Here is an 18,398-nt window from a genome sequence, read left to right as displayed (position 1 = left end):
AAATTACCCTCACTCAGCCCTCTCCCGGAAAGGGAGAGGGGGAAAAGCGAGGTCGAACCGGAAAGAACCGCTTATTTGCTTACGCGGTCATACCACACCATATCGGCGTTCAGACCCTGCTGATAACCTTTGACGTTATCACGTACCACGATCTGCGTTTTACCCTGATCGACGAAGACATAAGGGGAGCTGTGCTGTAACTCCTGCTGCATCTTTTTATACAGATCCAGACGTTTAGCGGCGTCCGGCTCGGCAACAGCGGCGAGCGTGGCTTTATTCAGCTGTGGGATCTGCCAGCCGTTGAGGCCCGCGACGGTGCTGGATTTGCCGTCATTCCAGGCAAACGCGCTGGCGTTAGAGTGCGCATCGAAATAGTCCGGGATCCACAGACGAATCGCCGCCTGATGCTGCTTCGCGCGGACGCGGGCATAGACCTGGCTTCCGGCGGCTGGCAACAGATCCACCTTCACCCCGCCCTGGGCGAAGCTTGCCTGCATCGACTGCGCGATGGTGATAAACGGCGGCTTGTTTTCTACGTCGAGGGTGAAGTGCGCATCTTTAATACCGGCTTTAGCGAGGATCTCTTTGGCCTTCGCCGGGTCGAATTTAAACGGGTTCTCTTCCAGCGCGCCAGGCAGTCCAACCGGCAGGAAGCTTTGATGGACAAAGTACTGGCCTTTCAGCAGGTTTTTGGTGATGCCGTCATAATCCACCAGCCAGCGCGCCGCCTCCCAGAAAGCCGGATTATTCAGCAGCGGGTTGGCGTTATTACCTGCGTTAAACACCAGATAGTTCTGTTCGGCAGAAGGAATACTCAGCACCTTCACGCCTTTTTTATCCGTCAGAGCGCTGATCTGATCGGCGCCGAGGTCACGGGCCACATCTGCGTCGCCCTGCTGGATCAGCAGGCGGCGAGAGGCCGGATCGGGGACGTTTTTAATAATGATATTTTTCAGTTTTGGCGCGCCCCCGGGCGAGGTGGCGTTGGCATCCAGCACGATGGCCTGATGCGGCTGGTAGACGCGCATTTTGAACGCGCCGCTGCCCGCTGAGTGCATTTTGAGCCACGCATTGCCGAAATCATTGTTTTTGACGTTAGCGCTTACCAGCTTTTCATCAACGATAGAGGCAATTGGCGTGGAGAGGATATTCAGCGCCACCGCCGGGCTGACATCCGCGGTCCAGTGCAGCTCAAGGGTATGGTCATCCACTTTTTTGAGCTGGCTGGCGATGTTGTCCGGCGCCCAGCCGAGCACGTTCAGGATAAAGGCCGGTGATTTGTTCATGGTCACCGCGCGGGTATAGGAGAAAATCACATCGTCGGCGCGAACCGGGTTGCCGGAGGCGAATCTGGCATCGCTTTTTAGCTTCACGGTCAGGGTTTTATTTGCCGGATCCGCCTGCCAGCTCTCTGCCAGTACCGGGGTAATCTTCTCCGGATTTTCACGGTCCGGCTGTACCAGACGCTGGTAGAGGCTTGGCACCGTCTGGATGCTGGAAAGCTCATTGGCTTCCGCCGGGTCAAGGCTGACAATATCATCCAGACCCTGGGCAACAACCAGCGTATCCGGTGGCGTGGCGGCATAGGCGGCCGTGGATAACAGCGTCATGATAAGAAAAGGCAGCGCTTTTTTGTTCATCCGAAATCCCTGTAAAGTTAATGTGATGTAATTATTTGGCTACGTTAGGCTGCTTCTGTTTTTTCTTAAAGTTTAAATTCATCTTTGCTTATGCGGTTACGGAATAAGCAAGATGTTTTTGGCATGAGGGACGTTAGCGCAGGCAAATCGGCTGCCCTGGTGAATTCTGAAAAAGTGTTTTTCACTGTATGTAAATACAGTTTTTGTTCGGCGAAAAGCGAATAAAAAGGTAGGATTCTTGCGGGTGCCTGAGGCTTTCTGAGCCGGGCATTTGCAGGGTTCAGAAAGGTGAAAGCCCCAGGAGATAGTGTTATCAACCTGAGGCTTATCATCCAACCCTAGACAAGTTGGATGTTAGTCTCTTTTTCGCACGGAGGCAATAACATGCTAACGAAGTACGCCCTTGTGGCAATCATGGTGCTGTGTATAACGGCGCTGGGTTTTACGCTGTTGGTTCGTGACTCGCTTTGCGAGTTAAGTTTCAGGCAGCAGAGTACTGAGTTTAAAGCTGTTCTCGCTTACGAACCGAAGAAGTAGCTGGCTTGCGGGGAGCGATCCCCGCAATTCATTTTGTCAGGATGGAACCTCACGCACCCAAACTTTTTCCTTACACCTGTGTTTTCGGCACACGGGCAAGCTGTACCGCGCTCTGCCACTCGTACCAGCGTTTTTGTAACCGGCCATGGCGCTGTAGATCAGGAGTAAAGGTGGCGTGCTCCGGTAAAAACTGGCGCAGCTGTTCCGTGTCCAGCTGCAACAATGCCTTGCGCGCCAGCAGCGCCGCCCCCATCGCAGAAAGCTCCGGCACGTCGCTGCGCAGTACCGGGCAACCCAGCAGGTCCGCCTGGTACTGCATCAGCCACGCATTTTTTGTCGGGCCGCCGTCCACCATCAACGCTTTGAGGGTGAAATCCCCGTGCTGGCGCATTGCCACCACCACATCAGCAATTTGATAGGTAATGGACTCCAGCGCGGCGCGGACCAGGTGGGCGCGCTTCACGCCGCGGCTTAAGCCGTGAATCAGGCCGCGGGCGTTTTCGTCCCACCACGGGGCGCCTAAACCGGTCAGTGCGGGCACAAAGTAAACGCCCAGCGTTGAGTCCACCGAGGCGGGCAGGGCATTCAGTGCCTGAGCCAGCTCGGCCTCCGGCAGTTCGCTCAGGCCGGTGCTGTCCGCCATCCAGGCTACCGCGTCGCCGGTGTGGGGAATGTTACCCTCCAGTCCGTAGACCAGCCGTTCGCCGTCATGCCAGGCCACGGTCGTGGCCAGTGATTTAACATCGCAGCGGGCAGAGGAGACCGGGGCCATGACCGACGAGCCGGTGCCGTAAGTCGCTTTTACGCAGCCCGCCGCGCCGAGCCCGTGCGCGAACAGCGCTGCGTGGGAATCGCCAATCATCGCCATCACCGGAATGCCGTCCGGTACGCCTTGTGCCCCCCGGGTGTAGCCAAACAGCCCGCTGGAGGGGCGGATTTCCGGCAGCGCCTGACGGGGGATCTGAAACAGCGCCAGCATCTCCTCATCCCAGTCGGCGGTATGCAGGTTCAACAGTTGGGTCCGCGAGGCGTTAGAGTAATCGCAGCAAAAGGCCTCGCCCGCCGTCAGGTGCCAGAGCAGCCAGCTGTCGACGGTGCCAAGGCAGATATCGCCCTGCGCCGCAAGCTGCGCGCCGTTGGGCACAGAGGCCAGCAGCCAGCGCATTTTAGAGGCGGAAAAAAGCGGCGCGACGGGAAGCCCGGTCACCGCTTTAATCCGCTCCTCGTGGCCCTCTTCGCGCAAAGCGTGGCAGAAGTCCGCCGTGCGGGAACACTGCCAGGTCAGCGCCGGGCCCAGCGGTTGCCCGCTTGCGCGATACCAGCCGATGGCGGTTTCGCGCTGATTACTGACGGCAAGCGCCGCCACACGCTCTGCGCCAACGCGCTCAATCACCTCGCTTACCACCGCCAGCGACGCCTGCAGCAGCGCCTCGCCGGACTGCTCTACCCAGCCCTCGCGCGGCGTCTGAATAGCCAGCGGCCGCGAGCTTTTCGCCACCACGTGGCCCTGCGCATCCAGCGCGACGGCTTTGGCATTGGTGGTGCCTTCATCAAGGGCGATAACAATATCTTTCGCCATGCTGTTTCTTCCTCTGGCCCGGATGCGCTCTGTTATTGATGCAGATAAGTGTCAACGCCCAGGTAACGGGTAAAGGCTTCATGGAGCACTTTCCCGCTGGCGGCATGGTTCATGGCGACGTGATGTTCAAAGCCATTACGGCAGATCCACGCCAGCAGCTCTTCCAGACGCGGCACCTGAATCACCGCGCGGCAGCCGACGGTATCCAGCGGATCGTCTACCGACTGGCCTTCGCCGACGTAGGCTTTGATTTCACCGGTGAGATCGTCGGTACTCAGGCGGAAGTAGGTCAGCGGGCCGGCTTTCAGACGGCCATGCACCGCACCGCAGGTGTTCTCTTTGCCGACGGTAGTGCCAATGATGTCCGCCGTGCCCATATGCGGGCTCTCCAGGCTTTCAGAGGCGAAGTTGCCGCAGTGGAACAGGACGCATTTATCGCGATCGTCACCAAAGTTGTTGTTCCAGTCGGCAATCGAGGCGGGGCTCATATTGGCGCTTGCCAGCGCATACATGGAGAGCGCGCCCATCACGTCCACCTCGCAGGCCGACGGCATCAGCTGGCCGGACATGACGCTCATAATCGAACAGACGTTGATCCCCAGGTTTTCCTGGAGCGAGGTCCAGCACTGGATTGCCGTCGTGTCGATGTCGTTGGCGATAACCCACTCGCTTATCACCACAAACAGCTTCGCCATCGTCACCAGTTTCTCCGGCGGGATAGCGCTGGCATCGGCGTTAGCCACCAGCAGGCGACGCTTTTCATCCACGCGAATGTCGTCATCGCGCAGCAGTTTGATACGGGTAAAGACTTCGGAGAGGTCGAGCGTTTCCACGGCGATACCTAACCGCTCCAGCAGTTTTTCGCTGTAGCGCACGGTGTTAAAGCCTGCCGGACGCGCGCCAATAGCGCCCACGCGCACCCCGCGCATGCTGCTCACCACCCGGCAAACCTGCTCGAAGCGTTTCAAATCCTGTTCGAAGACCTCGCCATCCAGGGCGCAAACGTGCTGGGTTGTCAGGGTAAAAGGAATGCCGTACTGACGCAGGTTATTGCACAGAGAGATTTTGCCGCAGAAGCTGTCGCGGCGGGTCGCCAGCCCCATTTTGTCCAGGTTATCTTCCTGCGCCTGCACCAGCACCGGCACATTCAGGCCGGACAAACGCAGGGTTTCGGCGACAGCCTTTTCATCGCCAAAGTTAGGCAGCAGAACGACCACGCCGTGGATCTCATCGCGGTGGGCGCGAAACAGTTCAGCGCAGATTTTGGCATCCTGACGGGTTTCGACGCCGCCCAGCTCGGTTTGCGTCTCGTTAAGCATGATGGTCTTGATGCCGAGACGGTCAAACAGGGCGACAGCCTGCTCGCGTGCCTCCGCCACCAGATAGCTTGGGAAGAAACCGCGGTTGCCGATAATTACCGCCATGGTCAGTTGTTGAGGAATTCGGGACATTGCTCTTCTCTCCAGTAAGTTGTTCTTTATTATTGTTATTGCCGTTTTTGTAGCAGGGCGAGGGCGTTTTTCACCACGCCCGCAGCGTCGATTTCATGACGGGCGCGGGTGGCGGCGCGGTCGGCGGCGATAGCGTACTGCCCGTCAGGAATACCCAGACGACGCAGTGGAATGCCGCAGCCTGCTTCCGCCAGCACCTCAGCCACCAGGCTGCCGACGCCGCCGTTAACGTTATGCTCTTCAACGCTCACCACCGCGTTGCAGCCTTGCAGCGCGGCCAGCAGCTGCGACGTATTACAGGGGCGAATAGACGGTACACTGATAACACTGGCCTCAATACCTTGCTCTGCGAGTTGTGTGGCGGCGGCGACAATTTCGTGCACCGTTGAGCCCATTGCCACCAGCGCGATATCGCCGCCTTTGCGCATCACATCGATATTGCCCGGCGCAAAACGGTAGCCTTCATCGTGCAGTTCCGGCAGCGCCTTACCGTCCAGGCGGATATAGACCGGGCCGACGTGTTCAAGGGCGTAATCAATAATCTGGCGACATTCGACAGGGCAGGAGGGGGCATAAATTTCAATATTGCCGAAGCCGCGCAGCACCGCGATGTCGTCGATGCTGTGGTGGGTACTGGCCAGCGGGCCGTAGCTGGCCCCCGCGTTCAGGCCAAACAGTTTGACGTTGGTGTTGTTGTAGCAAATATCGACTTTAATCTGCTCGTTCGCGCGGGAGATCAAAAACGGCGCCGCGTTACAGGTGGCGGCAATCTTCCCGCCAATCGCCAGTCCGGCCGCCGCGCCTACCAGCGTCTGCTCGGCGATGCCGACGTTGACCAGTCGGCCAGGGAATTTCTTGATAAACGGGGAAATTTTCGCCGTTGAAGTGGAGTCCGCCACCACCGGCACCAGATCCACGCCATGATCAACCGCGTCGATAAACGCGTTCACCATCACGGTGGCGAGATGTTCGCTATTACTCATCTTTCAGTTCCTCCAGCGCCAGTTCAATTTCTTCGCCTTTCGGCACCCGGTGGTGCCACTCCGGACGCCCCTGGATAAAGGAGACGCCAGCGCCTTTGGTGGTATGCGCTATCACCACGTGCGGCTTCCCGGCAGGCTGTAACCCTTCAAGCGTTGCCACCACGTCGGCCATGTCGTTACCTTTGCACTCGGTCACCTGCATGCCGAAGGCCCGCCATTTTTCGTCCAGCGGATCGGTATTCATGATCTCTTTGGTGGGGCCTGCCAGCTGCAGGCTGTTTTTGTCGTTAATGATGATGAGGTTGTCGAGCTGATAATGGGCGGCCACCAGCGCGGCTTCCCAGTTGCTGCCCTCGGCCAGCTCACCGTCGCCGGTGACGACAAATACCCGGCGTTTGCTGTCGCTGCGTTTTGCCGCCAGCGCTATACCCACCGCGACAGGCAGTCCGTGGCCCAGCGCGCCGGTGTTAAGCTCAATGCCAGGGGTCTTGTGTTTTACCGGGTGGCCCGGCAGGTGGGAATCGGCGTGTTGGTAGGTTGCCAGCCAGTCAACCGGGATAAATCCGGCTTCCGCCAGCACGCAGTAGTAGCCGCCCACGGCGTGGCCTTTTGACTGGATATAGATATCACGCTCGTCGCTGTCTTTGGTCTGCGGCGAGCAGTTCAGAATGCGGAAGTAGAGTGCGGTCAGCAGCTCCACCTGGGAGAGATCAGCGCCCGTGTGCCCACCTGCCGGGCTCTCGGCATTCAGCACGATAATGCGACGGCGTACCGCGCGTGCTTTTTTTTCAAGCTCCTCAACAGAGAGCGAAAACGGATTCATAGAGCACCTCTTGAATGTATAATCTGTTATGAATAAATATTCAATCAGGGTGAAAAAGCGCGCCTGCAGGCCAGAATCCGGGAGAAGCCGGGGCTAAAGGCGGGTTGTCAGACGCTTGGAATAAATATTCACTACTGATTTATTATTCATGAATAAAGATATGCCCTGCTGAGGGGTTTGTCTACACTTTGCCCCAGCAAAATAAAAGAAAGGAGAAAACGATCACATTTGGATCGCGCTACGTTTTACGCTGCGGCTTGTTATCTATTCAGCGATGAATAAAAATGACTGGCAGGAAATTAAGGGGAACGTTATGTCAAAGCAGGATGAACAGCGGCTGCTGGTGAAGATCGCCACGCTCTATTACAACGAGAATAAAAAACAGTCGGAGATTGCCTCTCTGTTGCACCTTTCGCAATCTTTTGTCTCACGGGCGCTGACCCGCTGTCAAAAAGAGGGGCTGGTGAAAATTACCGTCGTTCAGCCCACCAATATTTTCGTTTCGCTGGAAAAGGCCATTGAGCAGCAGTACGGCATTCGCCAGGCGATTGTGGTGGATGTGGGGGAAAATACCACAAATGCGCAGATGAAACACGCCATTGGCAGCGCGGCGGCCCACTATGTTGAAACCCGCGTGCGGCCGGAAGACCTGGTCGGCATCTCTGCCTGGAGCAGCACCATCCGCTGCATGGTGGATGAGATGCACCCGCAGAATATTCGCGCGGCGGGGGTGATTCAACTCCTCGGCGGCGTGGGGCCGAACGGCAACGTGCAGGCGACCATCCTTACCCAGCAGCTGGCGGCGCACCTGGGCTGCCCGGCCTGGCTGCTGCCTTCGCAGAGTATTGAGCACTCGGTGGAAGAGCGTGCCCGGCTGGTCAACAGCCCGGACGTGGCGGCGGTGGTGGCGAAGTTCGCCGAAGTGGATGTGGCGATTGTCGGCATCGGCGAACTGGAGCCCTCGCAGCTGCTGAAAAACTCCGGCAACTATTACAATGAGGATATGCTGCATCTCCTTGCTGAGCGCGGCGCGGTGGGGGATATCTGCCTGCACTATTACGACGCGGCGGGCAAGCCGGTATTAAGCCAGCAGGAGGACCCGGTGATCGGCATGGAGCTTGAGCAAATTCGCGCCTGCAAGCAGGTGATTGCGCTGGCGGGCGGGCCGGAAAAACACAACGCCATTCGCGGCGCGCTGCAGGGAAATTACATTGACGTGCTGATTACCGATTACGCGACGGCGCGGAGTTTGGTAACCCGTTAAATTTATTGGGTTTATATTTAGTTCTTATTAAGTAAGTCTCTTTAGTGAGGCTTCTTTTTTACGACTAAGTTCACAAAAGAAACTAAATCAGCTTCACTTTGTTTCCTTGGTTTACTAAGGTGCCGATACTGAATCCTACAGTGTGGATGTGCAGGTAACTCAAATGAAAAACTCCCTCATGTCACCCGTCAGTTTCCGGGAAAAGTTCTGCTACGGCCTTGGTGATACCTCGGCAAATATTTTTATGGGCATGACAATGATGTTTTTGTCCATTTACTACACCGACGTCTTTAAATTAAACCCCGCGGCAATGGGAACGCTGTTCCTTATTACCCGTCTGATTGATGCTATTAGCGATCCAGTGATTGGCGCGCTTTCAGATCGAACGCGATCCCGTCGCGGGCGTTATCGTCCGTGGTTGCTCTGGTTTGCTCTGCCCTATGGTTTAAGTTGCGCAGCGGTATTCTTTTCCCCCGATCTTGGCGAGACCGGACGCACGCTTTACGCCTATATCACTTACATAATTCTGGTTTTGACATTTAGCCTGGTCGTTGTTCCCTACGTTTCTCTGCTGGGAGCTATCTCTGCCGATAGTGAAGAACGTATCCAGATAAATGCCATTCGTTTTCCGCTGGCCAAAATCTCTTATCTCATCTGCTCACTGCTGGTACCAACCTTAATTGCGCTATTTGATAATGACATTCTGGGTTATCGGGTTGTCATGTGCGGGATTGGTTTACTGTCGACGGCGCTGGTATTGCTGTGTTACTTCAATACCAAAGAGCGTGTATTACCGCAGGCTGACCATTCGCTCAGCATGGCTGCTCAGATTCGTTATGTGGTGAAAAACGATCAGGCGATGATTATTTTTGCCGCGCAGATGGTAGTGATGATCATGAACACCCTTAAATTTGGTGCGGCAGCCTATTTTGTTAAATATGTACTCGGTATGCCTGCCTCGTTCCTCAGCATATTGCTTACCGCAGGCTCAATTGCGGGGATAATCGCGCCGCTACTGACGGGATACTTATTGAAAAAAGGGTGGGTGCGACGTGTTCCGCTGTTGGTTATTAGCCAGCTTATTGGCGGCGTCATTACGCTTGGTATTGGGCTGATTCCAGCCGATGCCATCTATTTCCACGCCGCGCTATTTGTGCTTGCGACGCTGGCTGTTGAACTGATTGCTGTCATTATCTGGGCGACGGTGGCAGACGTTGCCGATTACGGATTTCACCGATACGGCGTGCGTATCAACGGCATGATTGGCGGCGGTATGTTGTTCGCTACAAAAGCAGGCATGGCTATTGGCGGGGCGATTATCGGCTATATTCTCGCCTGGTATGGTTATAACCCGGACACCATGACCAGCGCTTCCTCACATCAACTTTCCGCTTTCACTTTACTTTATGTATGGCTGCCAGCCATCTGCATGTTTATCGCGGCAGGATTATTTTCCCGTTACAAACTCGACGAGAAAACCTGCCAGCAATTTATTCAGGAAAGCCAGCCTTTACCATCAGGAGCCAATTATGAAAAAGCTGTACGTTAATGGCCGTAGTTTTTATAACGAAGCACACCAACCTTTTTTTTATACCGCCTGTACGGCATGGGAGCTGTTTCATAAATTAACGCTGGAAGAAGCAGGCCGCTATTTAATTAATCGTGCCGAAAAAGGGTTCAACGTAATTCAGGCCGTTGCGGTTTGTGAACTGGATGGCCTGCATACACCCTCGGTGGAAGGAGGGCATTTACCGTTTCTCGACTTGCACAATCTTGAACCCAATAACGCCTGGTTTGACCATGTACGTAAAGTGACGCAAATGGCAAACCAGTTAGGCATTTATATTGCGCTGGTGCCAATGTGGGGTTCCCACTGGAGCGTCAACAATAGCTGGGGGGCGGATAAAAAACCGTTATTCAACAAGGGGAACATTTCCGCGTTCTGTCGCTATCTGAGCGATAAAATGGCGGGCACCGGTATCATATGGATGACCGGGGGCGATCGCGGCATCAGCACGCCAGAACAGCGGGAAATTGTAAAAGAGATGGTAATGGGACTGCGCGCAGGCGGCAGTGGTGATGCGTTGCTGACGGTACACAGCCAGGGCGGGCGCAGTACGCTGGATATGCTCGACGGTGCGTTACAGCAGGATTTCATTGTCTGGCAAACAGGTCACATGGGGCAGGCTTACCCCTCCTGGCGGCCTGTCGAAATGGATTATCTGCGGCAGGACAAGCCCGTCCTCGACAGTGAACCCTGCTATGAAGCGCACCCGGTGATGTGCCAGCACCAGTTTCGCCGGGCGCAGGATGCCAGCCGTTTTACCGACCGGGAGATTCGTCGTAGCAGTTATTGGTCAGTTTTCGCTGGTGGGGCAGGTATCACCTACGGCTGTTACAGTCTCTGGCAGATGCGTCGTCCTGAGGACGATGCGCAAGCGATTCCGGAAAGCGCCGCCAGCACCTATCAGGGCGACACTATTCCATATTGGTTTGACGCGCTGAATTATCCCGGCGCATTTAATATTGGCACGCTGCGACGCTTCATTGAGTCTTTACCAGAATGGTGGCTGCGTGAGCCTGACCAGACGCTGTTGCTGAATGCTAACCCTGTTGACGAGCGACACTGCCGGGCGATACGCGATGCGCAACGCCGCTGGATTGCTGTTTATATCCCTGAGCAACAAAATGTTGTGGTCGATGTTCGTGACTTTGCACAGACCGGGTTTGACATTGGCTGGTTCGATCCCCGTTATGGCGTAATGAACTGGGTAAGCCACGATATTTCAGAAACCTTTTTCCTCAGTATCGACCCGCCCCAGACCGGTACCGATTGGGTGCTGGTGTTGCGTAAGAAAAGCTAACGCTGATTCATGGTGTTATCATATCGCTGGCGTACAACCTCTGCGCAGAGACGGAACACCATGGATTATAAAAAGCAGATCCTGAATATTTTGCATACGGAAACCGAGTCGCGGGCGGAGATGACCCGTCGGCTCGGCGTTACCAAGGCGTATATCACTAAATTAACCTCACAGCTGCTGGCGGAGCAGCTGATAGAAGAGCGTGAAGTGAAAGATATTGCCTTCGGTCGGCCTCAACAGCTGCTGGCGGTAAAAAGTTGCTGTTGGTACAGCGTTAACGTGATGCTGCGTAAAGGAAGCCTGCAAAGTACGCTTAACGATTATAATACTCAGCTTGCCGCGCTCGCCTGTCACGATTGCATTCTTCCTGAAGACATGACCCCTGCACAGCTTGTTGCCATCATTGTTGAGGCCATTACCGCGCTCTGTGCGTCGGTTAATATATTGCTGACGAAGGTGAAAGTGGTCAGCATCGCATTGCAGGGCGGAATTGAGCACTATACGGGCATTGTGCGCTATTGCCCGTTGTTTGCTGATAATAACGTGCAGTTAAAAAACCAAGTTCAGGATGCTGCCGGTATTACCACGCATGTTTATAACATCGCGCACTGCACTAACTATTTGTTGGCAAAACGCTCGCCTGGCCTCTCCTATGTCGCTTTTATGCCCGGTTTAGGCAGCCTGGGCTATGGATACTGTACTCATGGTGAACCGGGGCTGGGGGAGAATGGTTTCTACCCGGAAATCGTTCACCTTCCCTACGAAGGGGGGATTGAACAAGCCTTTCATGTTGATAGTGAACGTAAAACCGAGACGCTGCATACGACCGCTAAAGCGCTCTTTTTCGCTATCTGCTGTACCGCGCCGATCCATAACATTAAACATGTGATTGTTACCGGCGAGCTGTTTGAGGACTACGGGGATGAGATCCTGCCGTTAGCGCAGGGCATGCTTGATGCCAGCGGCGACCGTCACATTCGCGAGATCCGTATTCGCCATTATAAAACGGGTTATCACTACGGGGTTAAGGGGCTAGTACAGCTCAGCGCCGACAGCATCACCGAATTACTGGCATAAAAAAAAGGCCTGAGAAACTCAGGCCAAAACCGGTAGAACTACTTACTTTCTATGACTGCTTTTTGTGCGACCACCGCGGCTTTCTGCTGCATACGGTTTTGCATCTGGTCGATAATCACCGCGACGATAATCACAATCCCTTTAATCACCATTTGCCAGAACTCGCTTACCCCCATCATCACCAGCCCGTCGGCGAGAAAGCCGATCACGAAAGCGCCAATCAGCGTGCCGAGAATGGTGCCGCGTCCGCCCGCCAGCGAGGTGCCGCCCAGCACGACCGCCGCAATGGCGTTCATCTCAAAGGCGGTGCCGTTGGCCGGGTGGCTGGCCAGCAGCTGAGCGGAGACCACAATACCCGCCAGCGCCGCGCATAAACCGGAGATGGTGTAGACCCAAATTTTTACCTGTTTCACCTTCACCCCGGAAAGCTCCGCCGCCCGTTCGTTATCGCCGATGGCGTAGACGTGGCGGCCAAAGGGCAGGCGACGGGCAACGTAGGCAATAACCAGCGCCAGGATAATCATCAGCCAGATAGCCCACGGGATGCCGAACAGCGTGCCTGCCCCTATTTCATCAAAGCCGGTGTTGCCCAGCAGAGGATTGCCGGAGAGGCCGGGGAAGGTCTGGCCGTCTGACGTCAGCATCGCCGCTCCGCGCAGCACGTACATGGTGCCAAGCGTACAGATAAACGGGGCGACGTTATAACGGGTGATAATCCAGCCGTTTACCGCGCCTATCAGGCCGCCGATAAGCAGCACCAGCGGCACGATGACCCAGACGCTGGGGAAGATAGCGATACCGAACATCGGCAGCACGATCCCTTTGGTGATGAGCCAGCCGGCGATCATCCCGCACAGCCCGAGCGTCGCACCTATGGAGAGGTCGATCCCGGCGGTAATAATGACGAAGGTAATGCCCAGCGCGAGAAACGCGTTGATGGCGATATGCTTAATCATGATTACCAGGCTACCGGCGGATAAAAAGCCCGGTACGGTGGCGGTAAAAAAGCCGACGATCAGGAACAGGGCGATAAAGGTTCGCAGCTTTAACAATAAGAGCAGAATACTTTCGCGTGACAGGGAGCCGCCCGCGCGGGGCGTCATTGCCACAGTGTTTGTCGTTTTCATATCAGAACCCCTGAGCACTTGCCGTTACCAGTGCCGATTCTTCGGCCCGATCGCGCACGATATCGGCGGTGAGTTTGCCGCCGGACATCACCAGAATGCGGTCAGATACCGCCATAATTTCTTTCAGATCGGAGGTGGAGAAGACCACCGCGATCCCCTGTTCTGACAGCTGCACCATCATGCGGAACACGTCGGCCTTCGCGCCGACATCGATGCCGCGCGTCGGCTCGTCCAGAAACAGGACTTTTGGGTTGGTCAGCAGCGAGCGGCCAATCACCACCTTCTGCTGGTTGCCGCCGCTCAGCGCCTGGATCTCCACCTCCGGCGAGGAAACCTTAATCGACAGGTTGCCGATAGTGCTGGCGACCACCGCTTGCTCCTCTTTTTCCGCGATAGTGAAGCCGCGCTGTAACCGCCGCCACAGGCTGGCGATGGTCAGGTTGGTCGCCACCGAGGAGATGGGGAAAATGCCGGTGCGCTTGCGGTCTTCCGGCACCAGGCTCATTCCCATGCGGATGCGATCCGCCGTGGCGAGGCGCTGGGGCACCGGCTTGCTGTCAAGCCACAGCTTGCCAAGATAGTTGCGCTCGGTGCCGAGCATGCATTCGAACAGCTCGGTGCGCCCGGCGCCCATCAGGCCATAGATGCCGACGATTTCGCCGCTATGCACCTTAAAGGAGACATCATCCACCACCGTATTGCCCGCGCCGTTGACGCAGGTAATGTGCTCCGCCTCCAGCACCGGCGCGCCAAAGGTGCGGCCAGGCTTAAGGAAGTTACTCACCGGGTCGCTACCCAGCATCTCGCGGACAATCCACGGCACGTCAATGTCGCACACCTTCGCCTCGGCCTGGAATTTGCCGTCGCGCAGGATGGTGATGACATCGCCAATCGCCATCAGCTCTTCCAGACGGTGAGAGATGTAGATAATCGATACCCCCTGGCGGGTCAGCTCGCGGATCACCCGAAAGAGGATCTCCACTTCGGTTTTACTCAGCGCTGAGGTCGGCTCATCGAGAATCAGAATGTCCGCGTCTTCCGCCAGCGCCTTGGCGATCTCTACCAGCTGCTGCTGGCCCACTTTCAGGTTGCCGACCAGCTCTTTAGGCGAGATCGGCTGATCGAGACGCTTTAACAGTTCCGCCGCCCGTCTCTCCTGTTCGGCCTCGTCGATGGGGGAGAGGCCCTTTTGCAGCTCCCGCCCAAGGAAAATATTCTCGGCGACGTTAAGGTTCTCAAACAGGTTCAGCTCCTGATGCACCATACCGATCCCAAGGGCGGCGGCCTGGCGGGTGCTGGATATCTGCACCGGTTTACCGTTAAGTTCGATGACGCCAAGACTCGGCTGCTGCACCCCGGCGAGGATCTTCATCAGGGTCGATTTGCCCGCGCCGTTCTCACCGATGATGACGTTCACTTTGCCGCGCCAGACGTTGTAATCCACGTTATCCAGCGCCACGGTGCCGGGAAAGAGCATCGATACGCCGCGCGTGCGCAGGATAATGTCGTCCACAGGTACGTCGCTCATTACTGTGCCTCCTGTTTCAACTCCAGTGCGACGGCATCATCGATTTTGCCGCCGTTCAGGGTGACGGCCATTAACGCGGTGGCCTGCTTACCCGTCCAGCTCTCATCGATTTTCGGCAGGTGTTTCACCGCTTCCCGGTTATACGCCCGCGAAAGCTGGGCAAACTGCACCTGGTTGGTAAAGTCTTCAAACTTAAAGCCGGTCGCATCGCGGATCGTGTTGCCGCGCACCACCGGGCCGGTATTCACCGCCAGCGGCTGACCGTTAAAGGTCATCACCAGCTTTTGTTCCCGCTCGTTGCTCATGTCGACACGTTCAACTTTACTGGTCAGACGAACAAACACGCTTTGCGGTTTGTCACCCGGCGTTTTCAGCTGAGCGCTCAGCGCGGTGGCGTCCAGAGCATGTTTGTTGGCGGCGTCAACGACGCGTTCCTGCCAGGTTTGTTGCGCGATCTGCTGTGGGGTCATGTTATCGAAGCTGGCTTTAGCGTTCGGATCGGCAGGCATAATCGGCTTGCCGTTTTCATCGAGATCCACCACGGTGCAGGCCGTGAGCAACAGGGTGGCGCCCCCTAAGAGCGCGGCACCCCATTGTTTTAACGACATAACGCCTCCGCTATTACTTGCTGAGGTTGAACATGTTCAGCTTGCTGGCGTTGCCTTCGTCGATCAGCATGCAGTCCATCAGCTGTTTTTCATCCTTCTGAGCCTTGCCGTTTTTCAGGAAGTAGTCGGCCTGCTCAACCGCCATCTGCGCCTGCTGCCAGCCCGGCTGTAAGACGGTGGCCTTGATGTTGCCTTTATTAATGATGGAGTCGCGGACGTAATCGCTGCCGTCAAAGCCCACGACGATGACGTTAGTTTTCCCCGCCGCTTTCAGGGCCGCTTCTGCGCCCAGCGCCATGGTGTCGTTCCCGGAGATAACGCCAACGATATCCGGGTTGGTTTGCAGAATGGCTTCCATACGGGTGAAGGCTTCGGTCTGGCTCCAGTTGGCGGTCTGCTGCGCCACCATCTTCATATCCGGGTAGTCGTCCAGCACATCGTGGTAGCCCTGAGAACGCACGCTGGCGTTGGTGTCCGACTGGCGTCCCAGTAACTCAACGTACTTGCCTTTGCCATCCAGCAATTTGGCGAATTTCTCCGCTCCAAGCTGCGCGCCCTGATAGTTGTTCGAGACGATTTGCGCGACGGCAACGCCGGTTTTGTTGATTTCGCGGTCAATCAGGAAGGCCGGAACGCCTGCGGCTTTGGCCTTTTCCAGCGGGCCGACGGTGGCGTCCGCCCCGGCGTTATCAAGAATGATGGCTTTCGCTTTGCGGGCGATGGCCGTTTCAATCAGCTGGTTCTGTTTGTTGACGTCGTCGTCATGGGACGCGACGAGAGTGGTGTAGCCCAGCTCTTTGGCTTTCGCCGCCGCGCCATCCGCTTCCGCTTTAAAGAACGGGTTGTCATGAGAAGGGGTAATAATGGCGATAAGGCCGTTGTCTGCCGCATACAGCGAGCCGGATGCCGCGATCAAGGAAGCCAGTACAGCCGATTTCAGTAGGGTCTTTTTCATTGTTTTCTCCACATTGAATATATATTCAATAATGATTTATTATTCAAATTAACCATAAAGCGACAGCGGCAAACTGTCTACGGTTTACTCAGCAAATTTCCTAAAAGTAGAAAAGGATCACGCTTCTGAAGAGGGGGCGGTGGCGAGGGTAATGAGCTGGTTGTGTTCGCTCATCCACTCTATTTCAATGCATTTTCCTGCTAAATCTACGCTGAATTCCGCTGTAAAACGCAATCTGGCGCGATGATGCCCGACGGCGACAAGCTTTGCGCTATGGAACCCCGGGAAAGGAACAGCACGAAAAGAGAAGCATTTATACGCGCTCTCCTTAGCGGAAAAAGCCAGCGTCAATGCCAGCGGCCAGGGGAGCGGCGAGGCGCGCAGCAGGGCGCGTTCATGCGCATCAACAATACCCGGAGCGATGTCATCGCAGACAGCAGGCGCTGGCAGGGTTTCGATATCAACGCCGATGGGCGCGCTGCTCACCACCGCCACGGCGCGGTTGCCGCTGTGGCTGATACTGCCGTACAGCCCCGGCGGCCATACAGGTTGGCCCTGGTCTCCCACTGGCGGCGGGGCGCTAAAGCCCCGTTCACGCAGGGCGTGGACGGCGGCAATACGCCCGGCAAGGTGCTCGGACTTGCGCTTGCGTCCGGCATTGCGCAGCGCGGCATGGTGGGGCAGCCACAGCAGATCCTGCCCGGCGAAGGTGTGTTCATCAAAGGTGATGAGATGCAGCGGGTGAGAGGCGAGGGAGCGCGTGGTGTGTACGCTGTACATACTTGCTCTCTCCCTCTCTATTGACGCTTAGAAGTGCGTATTCACGCCCAGATACCAGGTGCGGCCCGGCTCGTTATAGGTATAAGCGCCAGCGCCTGCCATATAAGAGGTATCGGTAGTGCTACCCGTGGTCTGCGCGTTACCGGCGCGCCAGAGACGCTTATCAAAGACGTTATCCACGCCGCCGGTGAGGCTGACGTTTTTCGTCACGTCCCAGGTCGCGCTCAGGCCAACGATGCTGTACGGGCTGACTTCGTCTTTGTCAGAGCCGGTCACCGGTTTACCCTGGTAGTTGTATTTCTTCGGCTGCTGTTTGCCATACCAGGTGAAGGTCGACTGCAGCGAAACATCCTGATGTACCTGCCAGCTCAGGGTCGAGTTCAGCGTGTATTCCGGGATAACCGACAGACGCTCACCGGTCTCTTTATTCTTACTCTGCAGCATGTAGGTGATGTTGTTGGTCCAGTTAACCGTCTCGCTAACCGGTACGTTCAGCGTCCCTTCCAGCCCTTCCACTACCGCTTTCGGGATATTTTCCCACTGGTAGAGGTCGGTCTTACCGTTGTTGATACGCTGCAGCGGCACCGTGCCCGCTTCAATTTTGTCGTGGTAATCGTTACGGAACCAGGTCACGCCAGCCAGCCAGCCGTCACGTTTGAACTCCAGGCCAATCTCTTTGTTGATGCTGGTTTCGGCTTTCAGATCGTCGTTGCCCATCATGTAGCAGCCGATACCGCTGGATGCGCCGGTCGCGAAGCAGCCCTGGCCCTTACTGTAGAGAATATAGTTCGGGTTGGTCTGGTAGAGATTCGGCGCTTTATAGGCGCGGGCGATGCCCATTTTCAGGGTGAAATCATCCCCCAGCCCCTGGGACAGGTTCAGAGACGGGCTCCAGTTGTCGCCCACAATGCTGTGGTGGTCAAAACGCAGACCCGGCGTCAGCATGGTGGTATCGGTCAGCTCCATGTTATTTTCGGCGAACAGCGAGAAAATCTCCGCCTGCGAGTAGGGGCTACGGTTGGTCGCGTCCACGCCGTCGATAGCGCCCCCGGTGTTTGCCCCGGTCAGCGCCTGGCCGTTGGAGGAGAGATCTTTCATCCGCTGCTGCGTCCATTCGCTGCCGAGCGTCAGGGTCTGGTTCACATACAGATCGAGCGGAATGTTGACCTCGCTGTGCAACGT

At 56.3% G+C, this 18,398-nt stretch carries 16 protein-coding genes; 5 read left to right on the top strand and 11 right to left on the bottom strand.

What is annotated here, in order from left to right; all coding sequences use genetic code 11:
* Window positions 1-71: 71 nt before the first annotated feature.
* A complete protein-coding gene (locus ENTHG_RS10290; protein WP_044178769.1) occupies window positions 72-1,640 on the bottom strand; it encodes an ABC transporter substrate-binding protein in 1,569 nt (522 codons plus the stop codon).
* Between the two features lie 384 nt (window positions 1,641-2,024).
* On the opposite strand from ENTHG_RS10290, the gene ENTHG_RS10285 reads away from it, so the two are divergent.
* On the top strand, window positions 2,025-2,177 hold the full coding sequence (locus ENTHG_RS10285; protein ID WP_044178768.1) for a Hok/Gef family protein: 153 nt from the start codon (window positions 2,025-2,027) through the stop codon (window positions 2,175-2,177).
* Window positions 2,178-2,247: 70 nt separating this feature from the next.
* Here the strand turns inward: ENTHG_RS10285 and ENTHG_RS10280 are convergent, their stop codons facing one another.
* The 4 genes from ENTHG_RS10280 to ENTHG_RS10265 are packed head-to-tail and all read right to left on the bottom strand — an operon-like array spanning window position 2,248 to window position 7,013.
* Entirely contained in the window at window positions 2,248-3,756 is a 1,509-nt protein-coding gene (locus ENTHG_RS10280) for an FGGY family carbohydrate kinase (protein WP_044178766.1), read from the bottom strand.
* A gap of 32 nt (window positions 3,757-3,788) precedes the next feature.
* Complete coding sequence (locus ENTHG_RS10275; RefSeq protein ID WP_044178765.1) at window positions 3,789-5,207, bottom strand: L-fucose/L-arabinose isomerase family protein; 1,419 nt, start codon at window positions 5,205-5,207, stop codon at window positions 3,789-3,791.
* A 35-nt stretch (window positions 5,208-5,242) separates the two neighbouring features.
* On the bottom strand, window positions 5,243-6,190 hold the full coding sequence (locus tag ENTHG_RS10270; RefSeq protein ID WP_044178763.1) for a transketolase family protein: 948 nt from the start codon (window positions 6,188-6,190) through the stop codon (window positions 5,243-5,245).
* Window positions 6,183-7,013 carry a transketolase gene (locus ENTHG_RS10265; RefSeq protein ID WP_044178762.1) on the bottom strand — a complete coding sequence of 277 codons (831 nt, stop codon included), beginning with the start codon at window positions 7,011-7,013 and terminating at the stop codon, window positions 6,183-6,185. Before ENTHG_RS10265 ends, ENTHG_RS10270 begins: the two co-directional genes overlap by 8 nt.
* A gap of 313 nt (window positions 7,014-7,326) precedes the next feature.
* On the opposite strand from ENTHG_RS10265, the gene ENTHG_RS10260 reads away from it, so the two are divergent.
* The 4 genes from ENTHG_RS10260 (at window position 7,327) to ENTHG_RS10245 (ending at window position 12,218) form a co-directional block, all read left to right on the top strand.
* Window positions 7,327-8,277: a sugar-binding transcriptional regulator gene (locus tag ENTHG_RS10260; protein ID WP_044178761.1), complete on the top strand. Its 951-nt coding sequence runs from the start codon at window positions 7,327-7,329 to the stop codon at window positions 8,275-8,277.
* A gap of 142 nt (window positions 8,278-8,419) precedes the next feature.
* Window positions 8,420-9,826, top strand: a complete 1,407-nt coding sequence (locus ENTHG_RS10255) for an MFS transporter (RefSeq protein WP_237567465.1) — start codon at window positions 8,420-8,422, stop codon at window positions 9,824-9,826.
* Window positions 9,807-11,141 (top strand): glycoside hydrolase family 140 protein, encoded by a 1,335-nt coding sequence (locus ENTHG_RS10250; RefSeq protein ID WP_044178757.1) that lies wholly within the window; start codon window positions 9,807-9,809, stop codon window positions 11,139-11,141. The genes ENTHG_RS10255 and ENTHG_RS10250 overlap by 20 nt, the downstream gene beginning before the upstream one ends.
* A 60-nt stretch (window positions 11,142-11,201) precedes the next feature.
* The gene (locus ENTHG_RS10245; RefSeq protein ID WP_044178755.1) at window positions 11,202-12,218 is read left to right on the top strand and encodes an ROK family protein; all 1,017 of its coding nucleotides are present in this window, start codon (window positions 11,202-11,204) and stop codon (window positions 12,216-12,218) included.
* 38 nt (window positions 12,219-12,256) lie between these two features.
* On the opposite strand, the gene ENTHG_RS10240 is transcribed toward ENTHG_RS10245, so the two are convergent.
* The 6 genes from ENTHG_RS10240 to ENTHG_RS10215 all read right to left on the bottom strand — a co-directional run.
* Window positions 12,257-13,345 (bottom strand): ABC transporter permease, encoded by a 1,089-nt coding sequence (locus tag ENTHG_RS10240; protein ID WP_044178753.1) that lies wholly within the window; start codon window positions 13,343-13,345, stop codon window positions 12,257-12,259.
* Window position 13,346: 1 nt separating this feature from the next.
* A complete protein-coding gene (locus ENTHG_RS10235; protein ID WP_044178752.1) occupies window positions 13,347-14,873 on the bottom strand; it encodes a sugar ABC transporter ATP-binding protein in 1,527 nt (508 codons plus the stop codon).
* Window positions 14,873-15,481: a DUF2291 family protein gene (locus ENTHG_RS10230; protein ID WP_044178750.1), complete on the bottom strand. Its 609-nt coding sequence runs from the start codon at window positions 15,479-15,481 to the stop codon at window positions 14,873-14,875. The genes ENTHG_RS10235 and ENTHG_RS10230 overlap by 1 nt, the downstream gene beginning before the upstream one ends.
* A gap of 13 nt (window positions 15,482-15,494) precedes the next feature.
* Window positions 15,495-16,436 carry a D-ribose ABC transporter substrate-binding protein gene (locus ENTHG_RS10225; RefSeq protein WP_044178748.1) on the bottom strand — a complete coding sequence of 314 codons (942 nt, stop codon included), beginning with the start codon at window positions 16,434-16,436 and terminating at the stop codon, window positions 15,495-15,497.
* Between the two features lie 117 nt (window positions 16,437-16,553).
* Window positions 16,554-17,216, bottom strand: a complete 663-nt coding sequence (gene entD / locus ENTHG_RS10220; RefSeq protein ID WP_044178746.1) for an enterobactin synthase subunit EntD — start codon at window positions 17,214-17,216, stop codon at window positions 16,554-16,556.
* 27 nt (window positions 17,217-17,243) lie between these two features.
* On the bottom strand, window positions 17,244-18,398 hold a 1,155-nt coding region (locus tag ENTHG_RS10215), incomplete at its 5' end, for a FepA family TonB-dependent siderophore receptor (RefSeq protein ID WP_122959171.1).

The organism is Phytobacter massiliensis JC163 (genome assembly GCF_000321045.1).
Lineage (GTDB): Bacteria > Pseudomonadota > Gammaproteobacteria > Enterobacterales > Enterobacteriaceae > Phytobacter_A > Phytobacter_A massiliensis.
The sequence above is the reverse complement of the archived record's forward strand: the minus strand, read 5'-3'. Positions and strand labels throughout refer to the sequence as shown.

Excerpts from the sequence above, each read along its gene's own strand:
- ENTHG_RS10290 (WP_044178769.1), bottom strand. The coding sequence starts at position 1,640 with ATGAACAAAAAAGCGCTGCCTTTTCTTATCATGACGCTGTTATCCACG.
- ENTHG_RS10285 (WP_044178768.1), top strand. The coding sequence starts at position 2,025 with ATGCTAACGAAGTACGCCCTTGTGGCAATCATGGTGCTGTGTATAACG.
- ENTHG_RS10280 (WP_044178766.1), bottom strand. The coding sequence starts at position 3,756 with ATGGCGAAAGATATTGTTATCGCCCTTGATGAAGGCACCACCAATGCC.
- ENTHG_RS10275 (WP_044178765.1), bottom strand. The coding sequence starts at position 5,207 with ATGTCCCGAATTCCTCAACAACTGACCATGGCGGTAATTATCGGCAAC.
- ENTHG_RS10270 (WP_044178763.1), bottom strand. The coding sequence starts at position 6,190 with ATGAGTAATAGCGAACATCTCGCCACCGTGATGGTGAACGCGTTTATC.
- ENTHG_RS10265 (WP_044178762.1), bottom strand. The coding sequence starts at position 7,013 with ATGAATCCGTTTTCGCTCTCTGTTGAGGAGCTTGAAAAAAAAGCACGC.
- ENTHG_RS10260 (WP_044178761.1), top strand. The coding sequence starts at position 7,327 with ATGTCAAAGCAGGATGAACAGCGGCTGCTGGTGAAGATCGCCACGCTC.
- ENTHG_RS10250 (WP_044178757.1), top strand. The coding sequence starts at position 9,807 with ATGAAAAAGCTGTACGTTAATGGCCGTAGTTTTTATAACGAAGCACAC.
- ENTHG_RS10245 (WP_044178755.1), top strand. The coding sequence starts at position 11,202 with ATGGATTATAAAAAGCAGATCCTGAATATTTTGCATACGGAAACCGAG.
- ENTHG_RS10240 (WP_044178753.1), bottom strand. The coding sequence starts at position 13,345 with ATGAAAACGACAAACACTGTGGCAATGACGCCCCGCGCGGGCGGCTCC.
- ENTHG_RS10235 (WP_044178752.1), bottom strand. The coding sequence starts at position 14,873 with ATGAGCGACGTACCTGTGGACGACATTATCCTGCGCACGCGCGGCGTA.
- ENTHG_RS10230 (WP_044178750.1), bottom strand. The coding sequence starts at position 15,481 with ATGTCGTTAAAACAATGGGGTGCCGCGCTCTTAGGGGGCGCCACCCTG.
- ENTHG_RS10225 (WP_044178748.1), bottom strand. The coding sequence starts at position 16,436 with ATGAAAAAGACCCTACTGAAATCGGCTGTACTGGCTTCCTTGATCGCG.
- entD (WP_044178746.1), bottom strand. The coding sequence starts at position 17,216 with ATGTACAGCGTACACACCACGCGCTCCCTCGCCTCTCACCCGCTGCAT.